Origin of the sequence: Gilliamella sp. W8126 (assembly GCF_016102185.1) — a bacterium.
Taxonomy (GTDB): Bacteria; Pseudomonadota; Gammaproteobacteria; order Enterobacterales; family Orbaceae; genus Gilliamella; species Gilliamella apis_A.
The window spans coordinates 1-15,514 of sequence record NZ_JACFPE010000005.1; the positions used below are offsets into that span (position 1 = coordinate 1).

Sequence of the window (15,514 nt, forward strand, 5' to 3'; positions counted from 1 at the left end):
GAAAATTGTTTAAAATTATAAAGACATAAAAAAACCTCGCAACCACTTTTTGAGGCTAAATTGTTAAATTTTGTAAATATTATTAATACATTAGATTTTTAAAGCATCAATTAGTAGCGTTAAAAAACCCGTTCCTCGAATTTTTTGGTTCTTTGCTTTTCGGACGTTTTTTTTGTTTGATGATTAGTTCTATATGGTGATTATGTCGGAGTAAATAAAAAGTATTTCATTGGTTTTTTTATATTTTATTTATCATATTTCTATAAATTAGTTTGGCTGAAGTCAATTTTTAATACTTTTGATCATCGACATGTAATTGGAATAGTTTTGAGATTAAAACCTGCTTCTTTATAAACTTTATATCTTTCTCTAGCTAGTGATTTTTGTTGTTCGTCGACAGGAACGAAATCGATAATATCACGATAAACACCGGCAAATTCTGGAAATTGTTGTTGTAAATTTATTAATAAATGTCGTGCACCACTACTGCGCTTTTGTGGCCAGCAGATTTCAACTGGCGATCCACCTTTTAAACCTTCACCAGCTAAGTTATGTGGAACAAAATCATCGGTATCAAGTTGCCATAAATATTCATCAATTCGCTCAGCTTGCGCTTGATCTTGGCAAGCAACCAGCACACGCTGTTTGCTGTGCCATGCTTCGACAATTTTTTCGCAGGCTAATTTTTCTTGAAATAATACCCCAGCATCATTAGCTGGGGCTGAGTTTTCCAGTAAATAGAAAATCACTTTTTTCATGATGTTTATCTACTTATTTTTGATCAAGTAAGTATTGAATTAACATCGCAACTGGTCGGCCAGTTGCACCTTTGTTGGCACCTGATCTCCAAGCTGTACCTGCTATATCAAGATGTGCCCATTGATATTTTTCAGTAAAGCGTGATAAGAAACAAGCAGCAGTAATTGTACCGCCATCTCGACCACCAGCATTAACAATATCAGCGCAAGTCGATTTGATTTGTTCTTGGAAATCACTATCAATCGGTAAAGACCATGCTTTGTCACCAGCTTTATTTGATGAAGTAATAAGTTGTTCCACCAATTGTGGATTGTTACCCATTACACCAGTGTAATGGTGACCAAGAGCCACAATACAAGCACCGGTTAATGTCGCAATATCAATGACTGTTTTGGGGTTAAAACGTTCAACATAAGTTAAGGTATCACATAAGACTAAACGGCCTTCAGCATCGGTATTAATCACTTCAACAGTAATACCTGACATGGTCGTTAAAATATCACCTGGACGATAAGCGTTACCATCAGGCATATTTTCACAACCAGCCATTACACCGATGACATTGATTGGTAATTTCAGCTCGGCTACTGCTTGCATTACGCCAAACACGGTTGCCGCACCACACATATCATACTTCATTTCGTCCATACCAGCAGAAGGTTTAATAGATATACCGCCTGAATCGAAGGTTAATCCTTTACCGACTAATACATAAGGTTGGGCTTTTTTGTCTTTAGCGCCATGATATTCAATCACCGTCATAATTGATTCATTAGCAGATCCTCGTCCTACAGCTAAATAAGCATTCATGTTGAGTTTTGCTAATTCTTTTTCGCCAAAACAGGTGACTTTTAAATTAGTATGTTGTTGACCTAAACTTTTACCCTGTTCAGCTAAGTATTTAGCATTACAAACATTCGATGGCATGTTAGCTATATTTTTCGTACTAACAATAGCGTTGGCAATAATTTGCCCTTGCGATAATTGGCCTTCAACTTGGTTGACTGTCTTTTTGTCACCATAAAGTAGTGTCAATTTTTGTAGGCTCGGTTGTTCTGATTTTGTTGATTTGAACTCATCAAAACAATAAGTTAATTCACTAACAATTTGCGGTAGTTGCTTAGCAATTTCACAACTTATTGCTGAATTTAAGGTCAAAATATCCCAACATATGTGGTTAACTTTTTTGCTCGCAAGCTCTTTAATTGTAGCTTGAATCACTTTTTTGGCAGCATTTAAATCAAAACTTTTTGCGTCACCACACCCCACAACTAATATTTTTTGTTTGGTTGAATTTGCCAATGTATATAAAAATGTAGTTTTACCTAACTGACAATTAATATCACCTGATTTTATCAATTGACTAATCAAACCATTATTTTCTTCATCTATCTCTTTGATTAAATTAGATTGTAATTTACCTAATTGGACAGTAATAACTAAACATTCTTCTTTTTGTTTAGTTATAGCAAGGTTGTTTTTAATTGCGTATTGCATAGGCTTCTCTTAAAAAGTATCGAATGTGAATAATAACATTTTATCGGTTCATTAAACGATAGCAACAAAAAGATAACGAAACAACACAAATCGGATTATAATAATGGGATTTGATAAGACGGACAGATAGGTAATAAAGTGATAATTCGCCGATATTTAATTAAAGAGACACTGAAAACACAAGGGGCAATATTGTTTATATTATTGCTAATTTTCTTTTCTCAAAAATTAATCAGAATTTTATCCAGCGCAATCGATGGCAGCATTCCTCGAGATTTGATTATGCCATTATTGTTGTTAGGTGTGTCAAATATGGCTGATCTTATCTTGCCATTAAGCCTTTTTTTAGGTGTACTTGTTACCTTTGGTCGACTTTATTCTGATAGCGAGATGGTCGCGATGCATGCTTGTGGCGTAAAAAAGCGACTTAACTATCAAGTCGTATTTTTACTTTGTGTAATAACATGTGCAGTAACTGCACTTAATAGTCTTTGGTTTGGCCCTTGGTCTAGCGTAAAAGAGGATCAACTAGTTGAGAACGCAAAAATTAATCCAAGTTTAGCAGGCCTACTTGCCGGACAATTTCAACAAACACCGGATGGCAATTCAGTAATTTATATTGGCAATGTCGATAACAATAAGTTAGACAACGTATTTATTGCCCAGATCAATCCTAGAAATAATCAGCGCCCGTCTATCATTATTGCCAATAAAGGAAAAACAGAAGAAGACGCCGATGGTAATCAAATCATCACCCTTGAAGATGCGAATCGTTATGAAGGCACTGTCCAGCTAAAAGATTTTCGTATATCGAATTTTCATAACTATTTGGGGATCATAAAACCTAAAGAATTAGATACAAGTGTTTATGATGATAAAGCTGATGTGCAACAATTAGGGTTACTTGAACTACAGCAGAATCCTACCGCTAAGGCCCAAGCTGAATTGTATTGGCGCTTAACGCTGATTATTTCTGTTCCTTTAATGGCTTTTTTAGTCATACCATTAAGTGTTTCAAACCCAAGACAAGGTAGATTAGCACAGATTTTACCAGCTTTATTACTTTATCTAGTCTATTTTTTAATTTCCAGTTCGATTAGAGCTAATGCTGGCAAAGGCCGACTAGATCCTGCTTTGTGGTTTTATCTCATTAATATGGGTTATTTTATTCTAGCTTTGATCTTAAATTGTTGGGATAACTTATTTATGCGTAAACTTCGTTTAAAATATAGTGCATTATAAGGGGAGAACGATGTTTTCGATTTTAGATCGTTATATTGGTAAAACTATATTAAATACCATTGGAATTTGTTTATTTTTATTAATTAGTCTATCAGGTATTATTCGTTTTATAGATCAACTCAGAAAAATAAAATTGGATTATGATGCTTTTTCTGTTGGTTTTTATTCTCTACTTATGGTGCCAAAAGATTTAGAAGTATTTTTTCCTATGGCAGCTCTGTTGGGAGGCTTAATCGGTTTAGGAATATTAGCCTCACGTAGTGAGCTAATTGTCATGGAAACGTCAGGGTTTAGTCGATTTAAAATTGCTTTAGCCGTAATGAAAACAGCCTTACCTTTAGTTATTTTAACTATGGCCATTGGCGAATGGGTTGCACCAATTAGTGAGCAAACTGCTCGCAATATGCGTTCAGAAAGACTTTATGGTAATTCGTTATTAGCTCGGCAAGGTAGTTTATGGGCTAAAGATGGTAATGACTATGTCTATATTGGCCATGTTGATAATGACAGCTCAATATCTAATATTGATATTTATAGCGTAGATAAAAATAAACTTCTTTCGATCACCCATGCTAACAGAGGTGCATTTGAGAATGGTGTTTGGACTTTGTCAGAAATTGAAAAAAACGATTTAAGCAATTCTAACCAAGTAACTAGTATCAATATGTTGACGATGCAATGGAAAACCAATATTACTCCTGATAAATTAAGTATTGTCGCCTTTGAGCCAGAATCTCTATCCGCATCTGGTTTATATCAATATTCACAATATTTGAAAGATTCTGGGCAAGATACCAAATATTATGACCTACTATTTTGGAAAAAACTGATTAAACCTGTGTCAGTAGCGGTAATGTTACTATTGGCTTTATCTTTCATTTTTGGCCCGTTACGTAGTGTTTCGATGGGGGTTAGAGTGATTATTGGTATTAGTTTTGGATTTATTTTCTATATTGCCGATAATCTTTTTGCTCAAGTCAGTATTGTAATGGGAATTTATCCTATTGTAGGTTCAATGCTAACCAGCTTAGTGTTTTTATTAATTAGTTATATTTTATTTAAGCGCAAAAATTAGCATATTTATGAGAATTATCATTACTCATTAAAAATGGTATTGGCATATACAATGCTCTGATATATGCCAATATTATCTTTCATATCAAACAAGCAAAATGTTCACAGCAAATATAAGCAGATTTACTTATATATTTGTTTATTAGGAGTAGAAATTCATTCAGGTAATTTTATTTTTCAGCATCTATTAATTTGATAAAAGATCCATTAAATTAATTTATTTAAATAGCCTTAAATATTCACCATAACCTTGCGTTTCAAGTTCTTCTTTTGGAATAAATTTCAACGCAGCAGAATTAATACAATAACGTAATCCACCTAACGCTGCAGGACCATCAGTGAATACATGACCAAGATGTGAGTCAGCCTCTAATGAACGCACTTCTATCCGGTTCATGCCGTGACTGTTATCTTCTTTTTCTATAATTTGTTGCTGATTAATCGGTTTAGAAAAACTGGGCCAACCACAGCCAGAATCAAACTTATCTAATGACGTGAATAGAGGTTCCCCAGAGACGATATCGACATAGATACCTTGCCGATGGTTGGCATTGTATTGGTTATCAAATGGGGGCTCAGTGCCATTTTGTTGAGTAACATGATATTGCATAGGAGTTAATGCTGATATAGCCTTATCTTTCATTGATTTATTCATGATTTATCTGCCTCACGTTACGTTATAGATGCTATTAATATTACCAATTTTAAGTTGATATTAGTCGTTACGGCTCAACATCGATTGCAATACTTTATCTTTAAGCCAAAAATAATGATACAACGCACCTAATATATGAATAATAACCAATATTGCTAAAGCGTAAGCAGTGATTAGATGCATTGAATGAAACATTTGATGTATTGAATTTGGCATAGCTATGGCCGGAACAGATATTAGACCAAAGACATTTAAATCTCGGCCACTCATCAAATAACCAGATAGCGGTACAATAAGCAGTAAAATATAGATGAATCCTTGAGTAGATTTAGACAATATCCGTTGTAGTTTTTGTTCTTTAAGTAAAACATCAGGTACACCTTGGTCTCGAATTACTATTATTCGCCATATCATTAATAGCAAAACAACAACACCCAAAGATTTATGCAATAAATAAACAATTGGCATACCACCTAAAATATTCGACATTGTCACTTTAGCTAAAAGCAATAAAGTAACAATCACGATTAACAAGGCTGATGACCAATGGATCCATTTTTGTTTATTGCTATACTGTGGATAACTTTGCATTGCTTACTCACTTTTTGTTGCAGGCTTATCTTGCCAATTGTCAGCAATAAAATTGGCTCGTCCAGATAAGCGATAATAACGGTTATAATGTTCTGGTTGTTTTTTATAGTAATCTTGATGATAATCTTCTGCCGGATAAAATGTTGTTGCTGGCTCTATAGCAACATTAATGGGATGATTAAATCGTTTACTTTCTTCTAATGTTTGTTTAGATGCGATTGCTTGCTGCTGTTGAAATTTATTATGATAAAAAATCACCGGTCGATAAGAATCGCCCCGATCAGCAAATTGTCCTTGAGAATCAGTTGGATCAATTTGTTGCCAAAAAATTTCTAGTAATTTTTTATAGCTGATCATAGTTGGGTCAAACGTTATCTGCACAGCTTCAGTATGACCAGTATTACCTTGGCAAACTTGTTGATAAGTTGGATTTACCGTGTGGCCTCCCGTATACCCAGACATCACACTAATCACACCTTCATATTTGTCGAAAGGTTTTACCATACACCAAAAACAACCACCGGCAAATGTTGCTTGCTCATATTGCTGCATAAAAACCTCCAATTAAATGATATTAATAGAAATGATCTTTATTTTAAAGCACAACACTTACTTTTACTTGATAGCTTTGCGGTTATATTACTTGAAACTGGTCAAATAATCACCATATTATTAATCTAATGTAATTGTTTAGGAGGTGAAATAATGGCTAGTGGCTGGGCATCTGATGATGCTGTTAACCAACAAATTGAAAGCACAATTATTGATGCTATTGAACTTGCCAGACGCCAACTAAAACACGATAAACCAAGTACTGATTTTTGTGTTGAATGTGGTGATGCAATTGCTAAAGCAAGACAACATGCTTTGCCTGGCGTACAATACTGTGTTAATTGTCAACAAGAAATGGATAAGCAATTGGCTAAGTCGGCAATCTTATATAACCGTCGTGGCAGTAAAGATAGTCAACTTCGATAATCTATCTGTTGATGGGAGGGAGAGAATGGTCCCTCCCTTTATTATTGTTTACTGTTATTAATTATTTTTTATTATCATGTTCAGCTTTACGCACTTCATCATAGGGATAAACTAATAATTTATCATCAAACCATTCAGCACAAAAAATATCTTTGATATCTTTATATCCTTGTTTTTTAATTTCATGCTTAAGCCAAGTTTCATTTTTATGTAATTGTTCAAGATTATCCTGACTAATCGCTCCATTTTCAATCACCAATACCGCTATATCTTTATCGCCTTTTTTGATAATAGTTAAAGAACCATTTAATTCGTACCAAACTTGTTTTAATTCACTAAATGCGCAAATTCCTTGAATATTAATTAACGTTTCGAAATCTCTAACTGGTAAATTCGCTTTAATAAAATTGTCAGATAGCAGATGACCATTTTTAACTAATTGTATCGGTTCACCGTCGATGGCATCGCGTAATTTTGAGTTTTTAGATTTGATGAATCGAACTAAAATAAGCAGTCCCGCCCAAATCGCTACTGCTCCAGCTGATTCCCATGCTGAAACATTAGCATTAAGTAACGTTCCTCCTACTAATGCACCAATAACCATACTCCCTACTTGATCTAATTGCGACATAGGCGCTATTTGGCTTTTACCAGATAATTTGACATAAATAAGTAAAATAATAAGAGCAACTAAAAATTTTGGAGCCATTTCGAGTAAATACATTTCCAACCTCCTAGTGTCTATCCAACCACAATGACCAACATTAATTAAATATGGTGTAATCGAATAAGTAACAGTTAAACAAGATGTATTAAGGACTAGCTAAATTTTTATTTATTTGAAACAAAAGACAGATTATTTTCTAATGGTGATTTGACAATAAAATGAAAGCATTGCTATTTTACTCTAAAAAGGATTTAAAAAAAATATGATACTTGTCATAGATGTTTACTATTTAGATGATAAAGCGAAAACCGTCGGTATTTTATTTGAACAGTTTGCTGACAGAATCAAGGAGATAAAATCCGTTATCACTGATTACCAATCGAAAGTTGCACCATATCAATCAGGCAATTCTATCAACTTGATTTACCATGTTATTAGCTCTATTTTATCAAGTCGATTTCATTGCGATTGAGACGATTATTGTGGATGGTTATGCCCATTTAAATGAAGGTGAACTTGGTTCAGGTGGTCATCTATATCAAACTCTTGATAAAAGATACCTATTATTGGTGTTGCTAAAAAGTTCTTTGCTGATAATAGCCAATATGTGATAGAAGTGACACGCAGCAAAAGTAATAAACCTTTATACATCACGACATTAGGAATAGAGTTAACTAAAACTGCAGATCATATTAAATCTATGGCAGGCAAACATCGCATGCCAGATTTACTTACCTATTTAGATCAACAAACCAAATTGTTTAAAATTGAATAGTATGCTGTTTTTTTGCTAATAGCAGTTATATCAATAAACTATGATTCCTTGTTATTATTAAATAGTGCCAACCAGTAAATAGGCCAATGTTTTTTATTGAAAAGATTATTAATTATATAAGCAATAGCAACTAATATTACTGCACCAGACAACACCGGAAATAAAAGAAAAGTAAAATCATAATCTATTTTATCTGCAGTTAGTAAAATAACTAATGGATTAGCACCTGCAGGCGGATGCACAGAACGAAAATATTGCATTGCGGCAATTGCAACCCCCACGGCTGACGCAGCAACAATTATATCGTTACCGAATAATTTAAGAAACACTAATCCAACAAAAGCCGATATCAAATGACCAAAGATGACATTTCTTGGTTGGGCTAAGGGCGAGTAAGATACCGCAAATAAAATTACACAACTAGCTCCAAATGGAGCCATTATATAGTCATTATCAGTAAATTGCGTTAGGCCAATAAGAAATAATATACTAACAAAACCACCTATCAAGCTTTGTAACAACTCAATTTTTTGCGGTTTAAGTGGCAATTTCTCCTTGCCGAAAATAAATGATTTCATTATTCTTTTATCCTATTAAATGAGTAAAATATATGTACAACACCAAAAATGAACAACTTTGTACGCTTTTATATTAGTACAGATCTGTTCATATATCAAACTCTTTGGATCAAAAATGAAAAAAACACCTAAATTAATAGCGGATACCGCCGAACAACTCTTTTATCAAAAAGGGTTTGCCAATGTCGGAGTTGATGAGATACGAGACCAATCAGGTTGCTCTAAAACATCGCTATATAAACATTTTGGTAATAAAGATAATCTAATTTTGAAATTTTAACGTAATTCTTGATTAGAAAATTAAATCTGATAGTCAGTTTTGAGCGAAACGCAGACATTTTTTACAATATAAAGAATATAATTATCAAATAGCAAGATTCAGATTGTAATACATAATAGAATTTATAAAATCCTATTATGAGAGAAAAAATACGCATAGAGCTTGAAAAAATAGCAGAAGAAAATTATCGAATCTTTGCTACAAAGCTGATTCCCAATGTTGATAATTTATTAGGTGTGAGATTACCTAGACTCCGTAAAATAGCAAAAAAAATAGCACAGCTCGACTATGAATACTACCTTGCGATGGATGATCCCTTATACTTCGAGGAAGTGATGTTACAAGGTATGATTATAGGTGAAATAAAATTACCATGGAATGAACGTTCACGTTATGTGAAACACTTTACTTCTAAAATTAATAATTGGTCAATCTGTGATAGTTTTTGTTGTGGATTGAAGTTTAAAGCCTCAGAAAAAGAGATTGTATGGCAGTTTCTACAACCCTATTTTGCATCAGATGCCCCATATGATATTCGCTTTGCTGTCGTCATGTTGCTTTTTCATTTTGTGAATGATGAATATTTGCAGAAAGTATTTACTTTGTTCAACCAAATCAAAAACGATGATTACTATGTTAAGATGGCTGTTGCATGGGCTATTTCTATCTACTTCCGAGAGTTACCTAAGTTAACGATGGCATACTTACAGAAAAATCAACTAGATGATTGGACTTATAATAAAGCATTACAAAAAATAACTGAATCTTTGAAAGTGGATTGTAATACAAAAATCATCATTCGAACCATGAAAAGAAAGAAAAATAAATAAATTATGATTATTAGTGCTAGCCGCCGAACAGATATTCCTGCTTTTTACTCTTCGTGGTTTTTTAACCGTCTAAAAGATGGTTTTGTACTGGTTCCTAATCCGAGGAATTCAAAGCAGTTAAGTCGCATTTTTCTATCACCCGATATAGTTGATTGTATTGTATTTTGGACTAAAAACCCATCTTCTATGTTAAATAAACTGGTAAAGCTTTCTGAGTATCCTTTTTATTTTCAGTTTACATTAACAGCTTATGAAGCAGACATTGAAAAACATCTTCCTGCTTTGCAAAAACGAATAGCTATATTCAAGCAATTAGCTGAGCAAGTTGGACAAGATCGTGTTATTTGGCGATATGATCCTATATTAATTAATAAACATTATACCATTGATTATCACATCGATTTTTTTAATCAAATTGCTTCTTCTCTTCGCGGCTACACGGATAGTTGTATCATTAGTTTTATTGATGATTATCCGCACATACAACAATCACTAATCAAAGAAGATATCAATCGATTACAGGTGGTTGACATATTTAATCTTTGCAGTTCATTATCTGAAATTGCTAGTGATAATCAACTAACTTTACAAACATGTGCTGAGGAAATTGAGTTGTTGAATTGCAATATTTCTCATGGTGCTTGTATCGATAAAACACGTATTGAAAAAATAACCGGCCGCTTATTATTGGCTAAGAAAGATAAAAATCAGCGAAACAACTGCCAATGTTTAGAAAGTATTGATATTGGAACATATGATACCTGTTCTTTTGGATGTTTATATTGTTATGCAACCACTTCAAAGAGAAAAGTACAAGCAAATAAGCGTCTATATAATCAATGTTCACCGAAATTAGTGGGGGATCTACTTGAAACAGACATAATCAAAGATAAGCCAATGCGATCGTTATTTTCTTTACAAAATGAATTATTTTAATAGCAAGATTCGGATTTTTAATTTTTGAAACTTTAAATATTATGAGATGTATCATTAATTAAAATAAAGAAAGCATGAAAAAGTTATCTAAAAGTGTTTATTTAAGACTGGTTGATAGTAGTGTTATAAGGCACATGTTAATAAAGAAATTCAAGTAACTTACATTGAAAAAACTTAAGAAGAAAGTTTGGAACTACTACGAATTGAGGTATTGACGCATATGTTTTTTTGTGAATAAAGTTTGTTATTCCGTGAGTAAGAACAAATTGGTCAATATTCAAATAAATAATAACTTGTTTATGTACCAACCTTAGTTCGGTGAAATGGAGTATTCATGATGCAAAAACAAGAACAAATCGATTTTGCTCGAATAAGAAAAGCTATCGGATATTTGAATGAAAACTATAAATCTCAACCAACACTTGAACAAGCCGCAGAGCATGTACATTTAAGTCCTTATCATTTTCAACGCATGTTTTCTAGCTGGGCAGGTGTTAGTCCTAAACAATTTCTAAGATACATCAGTATAACTCACGCTAAAAAACTTCTAATAGAAGAAAAAGCCTCATTATTGGATACCACCTATGAGTTGGGATTGTCGAGTACAAGCCGGTTACATGATTTGTTTATTGATATTGAAGGTATGACTCCAGGAGAGTATAAAAATGGCGGTGAAAACTTAGCAATTAACTATAGTTTTGTTGAAAGCCCTTTTGGAAAAACCATCGTTGCATCAACAACAAAGGGGATTTGTTATATTGCTTTTGTTAATGATGAAGTGTCATCACTTAAATTATTAAAGGACCAATATCCTAATGCTCAATTTCAAAAACATAGAGATCAGATTCAACAAAATGCAATCCTGGTATTTACACAAGATTGGTCAAGACTAGATAAAATTAAGTTACATATCAAAGGTACCGATTTTCAACTGAAGGTATGGCAGGCTTTATTGACTATCCCTATGGGAAAACTCTCAACCTATAGCAACATAGCAGACAAAATAAATAATCCAAAGGCTAGCCGTGCGGTTGGCTCGGCTATTGGTGATAATCCGGTAGCATTCTTAATTCCCTGCCATAGAGTTATAAAATCAACAGGATTACTAGGACAATATCATTGGGGATGTGATCGCAAAGCCGCAATGATTGGTTGGGAAGGAGCTAAAACAGATGGTTCAACATCTATAAGCTAAGTAAAAATCAAAGTGAGCTTCATACAAAAGTAACAAAAAGAATTAAGACAGAACCAATAAAGTTTGATTGTTATTAAAAATAAAATATCTACGAAAAGCTAAACTGCAATTCAGAAATGCACATGAAAACTGAAAATAAAATTTTTTTAGGCTGAACAAATTTTACAATAACCTAAAAATAAACAATAGAGTACAAATAAGGAATAGGACAAATGGAAAATGTTAAAAATAAAAAAATAATGGGAAGAGAAGATGAATAAATTACTAATTCATAAGATTTCTTATTCAAATTTATGTGCGCAGTTCTCCGAACAAATAATAATAGCAGTACTGCCGATTATAGCTGTGCTATCTATGAATGCTTCAGCAGCTGAAACAGCTTTTATACAAATGATAAATACTTTGCCTTTTCTATTACTCTCTATTCCTATGGGAGTAATTGCAGATAGAGTATCAAGAAAAAAACTAATGATCCTAATAGAAATAGTTCGAGCAACGGCTATATTTCTATTATTTTATTTGACGTTCTCTGGAAGTCTATCAATCAATAAAATTGCATTATTCGGTTTTTTTATAGCCATGGGTACAGTTATTTACAGTGTGGCAAGTCCGGCTTTAGTGGCATCTTTCATCATAAAAGAACAACTGATTAATGCCAATAGATCAATAGAAATTGCCAAAAGCGTGGCTTTTACTGCCGGTCCAGCTTTAGGTGGTATTCTTGCTAGTTATTTATCTGGCGAGTTAGCATTCATCTTAGCTTTTTTACTCTCTATAGTAAGTGCTATTTTTCTGATATGTTTACCTAAGGAACCACTTTTAAAAAAATCTGGAAGAAATATACTTCAAGAACTTTGTGATGGTTTGATTTTTTTAGTTAAAAATAAATATCTAATGCCAATAACTATCACGGCTTTTGTATTTAATTTATCGCAATACTTGTTATTATCAATTTTTGCTTATTATGTTATCAATAATCTATCCTTTACTTCTTTTGAAGTTGGAGCTTCATTAAGTCTAATCGGTTTAGGAATGTTAATAGGCTCATTTTTATACAAAATTATATCGAAAAAAATAAATTTTGGTTTTCAACTGACTTTAGGACCTATATCTGCTTTTATGGCCTCCATTTTGATGTTCTTAACCATTATATATCATTCCAAATCACTAGTTTTTATTGCTTTTTTCCTTTTTGGGTTTGGGCCTATTATATGGACTATATCAACAGTATCACTAAGGCAACTAGTCACACCTAGTAATATGATAGCTAAAGTATCATCGGTGATCATGACAGTTACATTTGGAGCTCGGCCTTTGGGAGCTGCTTTAGGTGTGTACATAAGTGCAAATTTAGGTGTTAATGCTTGTATTTCTGCAGTTTTAATAGGTTTTTTAATTCAGTTGATCATCATTCTTTTTTCAAAACCGGCCAAATTAAACAATTTATCTGATGCAGAAGAATAAAAACTGTATTAATTAAATAATAATATTATAGAGGTGAGCAATGTCCAATATTTTGGCCGTGCTCACTAATCAGACCTTAAATTTAATTACATCCACAGGACTCTAGTTATCAATTGAAATATAAGACTACCTATTATATTAACTCTCCTACAAACTAGCTTAATGTACGTTCTCCGACCAAAGCTAACAACACTTTAGAATGGTATTATAACCAATTAATTTTAAAAAACTAATTTAACAAAAACGGTAATTAATGCCTAATTCTGGATTAGGCTAATGGCTGCTGAAATAACGCCAATAAAATTACATAACTTGCTACAAAAGGTGCATCATAAATGGTGTAATGTGTAAATTGGCTAAAAATAATAAGGAATATTATAGAATCAAAATCAATAACTAAATATTGCAATAATTCAATATTTTTAGATTTTGGTGGCAACTTTTACTTGCTGAAAAAAAATGATTTCATTATTCTTTTATCCTATTAAATGAGTAAAATATATGTACAACGCCGAAAAATGAACAACTTTGCACACTTTTATATTGGTACAGATCTGTTCATATATCAAACTATTTGGATCAAAAATGAAAAAAACACCTAAATTAATAGCGGATACAGCTGAACAACTCTTTTATCAAAAAGGGTTTGCTAATGTCGGTGTTGATGAGATACGAGACCAATCAGGTTGCTCTAAAACAACGCTATATAAACATTTTGGTAATAAAGATAACTTAATTTTTGAGGTTTTGAAGATAAGGAATTTGCGCTTTCAACAAGATCTTAGCACGGCGATTAAAGATCTCGACCAAAATGATGCAATCATTCAGATATTCAAATGGCACCTAACTTGGTTTAAGCAAGATAATTTTAATGGCTGTTTATTTATAAGAGCAAACGAAGAGCTTCATCATGATCAGGCTATCAAGCAACTAGCAATTGAACATAAAGAATTTATTCGTCAACTCATTAGTCAACAACTCCCTCAAACGCCACTACATATAACTTTAACTAACCAATTAATGGTAGTATTAGAAGGATTACTTAATATTAGTGTTGTCTACAAAGATGATAAAACACTTTATGATGCGATGATTAATGATAGTTTTGCTTTAATTACCAATCTTCTTTGTAACTAATAGGTAAACATACTCAATTTTATAGCTATTCAAGTAATGATGAATGTGAATAATAAATTAGAATCTACTGAAAATATTATCAATAATTGAGCTAAATAATATCGAATAATTATTGATTATAGAAAACGAATCTTATTCAAAGGATGCAAGCAGTTATTTTGCATATTTTTATTAGCCAACAAATATGCAAAATTTTATAATTTAATTTATATCTATTATTTTCAAAGCAGTATTGAGAGAATCCTAAAACATTTTATTCATTATAGAGTTTATAGCTTTTTATCCCTTTATCGATCGTTTCTTGATAATTGCTAATATCATATTGTTTAGCATTAATAATCGATGAACATCTATTATGCGGAAATAATAGATAACTATAATCTAAACTTAAATCTTCTCTACCTTTTTTTTCATTATCTTTTATTTGAGCGTAAATATTATCCATTGCTTTTGGGGGATCTTCTTTATCATCAAGATAATCTCTAGACATACCCCAAAACGCTGATAAAGAATCTGTCATTGCTGGCATTTGCTCTAAAAAATCTCTATAACATTGTGCATAAATTTCACAATATGAATAATGATTAGCTTCACAATATCTCGTTGCTTCAGTAGTTACAAAATATCGCATGCTCTTATCTATATCACCATAAATACAACCAGATAATAATATTACTGTTGCTAAAAGAGAAAAACTGTAACCTAATATTCTCATAAATAAATCCTAATTATCCAATATCATCTTGATGTGTCCTTATTTAATTGTTTTTATAGCATATTCTAAATTAATTGTATAATTGCTAATAGAATTTTGATAATTACGTAACAGAGAGAGGCGTAGAAAAAATACAGAATT

Annotated in this window: 19 protein-coding genes; 11 read left to right on the forward strand and 8 right to left on the reverse strand. The window is 32.4% G+C overall.

The features are described 5' to 3' along the window. Positions 1-302: 302 nt before the first annotated feature. Both H3S74_RS09305 and H3S74_RS09310 read right to left on the reverse strand, forming a co-directional pair. Entirely contained in the window at positions 303-758 is a 456-nt protein-coding gene (locus H3S74_RS09305; RefSeq protein ID WP_198247736.1) for a DNA polymerase III subunit chi, read from the reverse strand. A gap of 13 nt (positions 759-771) precedes the next feature. Next, positions 772-2,256 (reverse strand): leucyl aminopeptidase, encoded by a 1,485-nt coding sequence (locus H3S74_RS09310; RefSeq protein ID WP_198247737.1) that lies wholly within the window; start codon positions 2,254-2,256, stop codon positions 772-774. Between the two features lie 138 nt (positions 2,257-2,394). On the opposite strand from H3S74_RS09310, the gene lptF reads away from it, so the two are divergent. Then, positions 2,395-3,498, forward strand: a complete 1,104-nt coding sequence (lptF, locus tag H3S74_RS09315; protein ID WP_110447732.1) for an LPS export ABC transporter permease LptF — start codon at positions 2,395-2,397, stop codon at positions 3,496-3,498. A gap of 10 nt (positions 3,499-3,508) precedes the next feature. Next, positions 3,509-4,573, forward strand: a complete 1,065-nt coding sequence (lptG, locus tag H3S74_RS09320; protein ID WP_198247738.1) for an LPS export ABC transporter permease LptG — start codon at positions 3,509-3,511, stop codon at positions 4,571-4,573. Between the two features lie 216 nt (positions 4,574-4,789). On the opposite strand, the gene msrB is transcribed toward lptG, so the two are convergent. The 3 genes from msrB to msrA are packed head-to-tail and all read right to left on the reverse strand — an operon-like array spanning position 4,790 to position 6,370. Then, positions 4,790-5,227, reverse strand: a complete 438-nt coding sequence (gene msrB / locus H3S74_RS09325) for a peptide-methionine (R)-S-oxide reductase MsrB (RefSeq protein ID WP_110447730.1) — start codon at positions 5,225-5,227, stop codon at positions 4,790-4,792. A 60-nt stretch (positions 5,228-5,287) separates the two neighbouring features. Further along, on the reverse strand, positions 5,288-5,818 hold the full coding sequence (locus H3S74_RS09330; protein ID WP_110447729.1) for a cytochrome b: 531 nt from the start codon (positions 5,816-5,818) through the stop codon (positions 5,288-5,290). A gap of 3 nt (positions 5,819-5,821) precedes the next feature. Further along, on the reverse strand, positions 5,822-6,370 hold the full coding sequence (msrA, locus tag H3S74_RS09335) for a peptide-methionine (S)-S-oxide reductase MsrA (RefSeq protein WP_110447728.1): 549 nt from the start codon (positions 6,368-6,370) through the stop codon (positions 5,822-5,824). Positions 6,371-6,523: 153 nt separating this feature from the next. Here msrA and H3S74_RS09340 point away from each other — a divergent pair, with 153 nt between their 5' ends. Next, positions 6,524-6,796: a DksA/TraR family C4-type zinc finger protein gene (locus H3S74_RS09340; RefSeq protein WP_198247739.1), complete on the forward strand. Its 273-nt coding sequence runs from the start codon at positions 6,524-6,526 to the stop codon at positions 6,794-6,796. Positions 6,797-6,857: 61 nt separating this feature from the next. Here H3S74_RS09340 and H3S74_RS09345 read toward each other — a convergent pair whose 3' ends face one another. After that, positions 6,858-7,520, reverse strand: coding sequence for a DUF421 domain-containing protein (locus H3S74_RS09345; RefSeq protein WP_144188008.1), 663 nt, complete (start codon positions 7,518-7,520; stop codon positions 6,858-6,860). Between the two features lie 205 nt (positions 7,521-7,725). Between H3S74_RS09345 and H3S74_RS09350 the strand changes: the two genes are divergently transcribed. Both H3S74_RS09350 and H3S74_RS09355 read left to right on the forward strand, forming a co-directional pair. Next, entirely contained in the window at positions 7,726-7,935 is a 210-nt protein-coding gene (locus H3S74_RS09350) for a hypothetical protein (RefSeq protein ID WP_198247740.1), read from the forward strand. Positions 7,936-8,079: 144 nt separating this feature from the next. Next, entirely contained in the window at positions 8,080-8,238 is a 159-nt protein-coding gene (locus H3S74_RS09355; protein ID WP_158092547.1) for a hypothetical protein, read from the forward strand. Between the two features lie 38 nt (positions 8,239-8,276). On the opposite strand, the gene H3S74_RS09360 is transcribed toward H3S74_RS09355, so the two are convergent. Next, positions 8,277-8,816 carry an HPP family protein gene (locus H3S74_RS09360; RefSeq protein ID WP_198247741.1) on the reverse strand — a complete coding sequence of 180 codons (540 nt, stop codon included), beginning with the start codon at positions 8,814-8,816 and terminating at the stop codon, positions 8,277-8,279. 115 nt (positions 8,817-8,931) lie between these two features. Here H3S74_RS09360 and H3S74_RS09365 point away from each other — a divergent pair, with 115 nt between their 5' ends. The 6 genes from H3S74_RS09365 to H3S74_RS09390 all read left to right on the forward strand — a co-directional run bounded on the left by H3S74_RS09365 (position 8,932) and on the right by H3S74_RS09390 (position 14,658). Beyond that, positions 8,932-9,096 carry a TetR/AcrR family transcriptional regulator gene (locus H3S74_RS09365; RefSeq protein WP_198247742.1) on the forward strand — a complete coding sequence of 55 codons (165 nt, stop codon included), beginning with the start codon at positions 8,932-8,934 and terminating at the stop codon, positions 9,094-9,096. A gap of 137 nt (positions 9,097-9,233) precedes the next feature. Then, positions 9,234-9,926: a DNA alkylation repair protein gene (locus tag H3S74_RS09370; RefSeq protein ID WP_198247743.1), complete on the forward strand. Its 693-nt coding sequence runs from the start codon at positions 9,234-9,236 to the stop codon at positions 9,924-9,926. A 3-nt stretch (positions 9,927-9,929) separates the two neighbouring features. Next, complete coding sequence (locus tag H3S74_RS09375; RefSeq protein ID WP_198247744.1) at positions 9,930-10,862, forward strand: DUF1848 domain-containing protein; 933 nt, start codon at positions 9,930-9,932, stop codon at positions 10,860-10,862. A 337-nt stretch (positions 10,863-11,199) separates the two neighbouring features. Continuing rightward, the gene (locus tag H3S74_RS12600; RefSeq protein ID WP_367274794.1) at positions 11,200-12,057 is read left to right on the forward strand and encodes a methylated-DNA--[protein]-cysteine S-methyltransferase; all 858 of its coding nucleotides are present in this window, start codon (positions 11,200-11,202) and stop codon (positions 12,055-12,057) included. Between the two features lie 252 nt (positions 12,058-12,309). Next, a complete protein-coding gene (locus tag H3S74_RS09385) occupies positions 12,310-13,521 on the forward strand; it encodes an MFS transporter (protein WP_198247745.1) in 1,212 nt (403 codons plus the stop codon). Between the two features lie 585 nt (positions 13,522-14,106). After that, positions 14,107-14,658 carry a TetR/AcrR family transcriptional regulator gene (locus H3S74_RS09390; protein ID WP_110447721.1) on the forward strand — a complete coding sequence of 184 codons (552 nt, stop codon included), beginning with the start codon at positions 14,107-14,109 and terminating at the stop codon, positions 14,656-14,658. A 253-nt stretch (positions 14,659-14,911) separates the two neighbouring features. Here H3S74_RS09390 and H3S74_RS09395 read toward each other — a convergent pair whose 3' ends face one another. Further along, on the reverse strand, positions 14,912-15,373 hold the full coding sequence (locus H3S74_RS09395) for a hypothetical protein (RefSeq protein ID WP_198247746.1): 462 nt from the start codon (positions 15,371-15,373) through the stop codon (positions 14,912-14,914). Between the last annotated feature and the right edge of the window lie 141 nt (positions 15,374-15,514).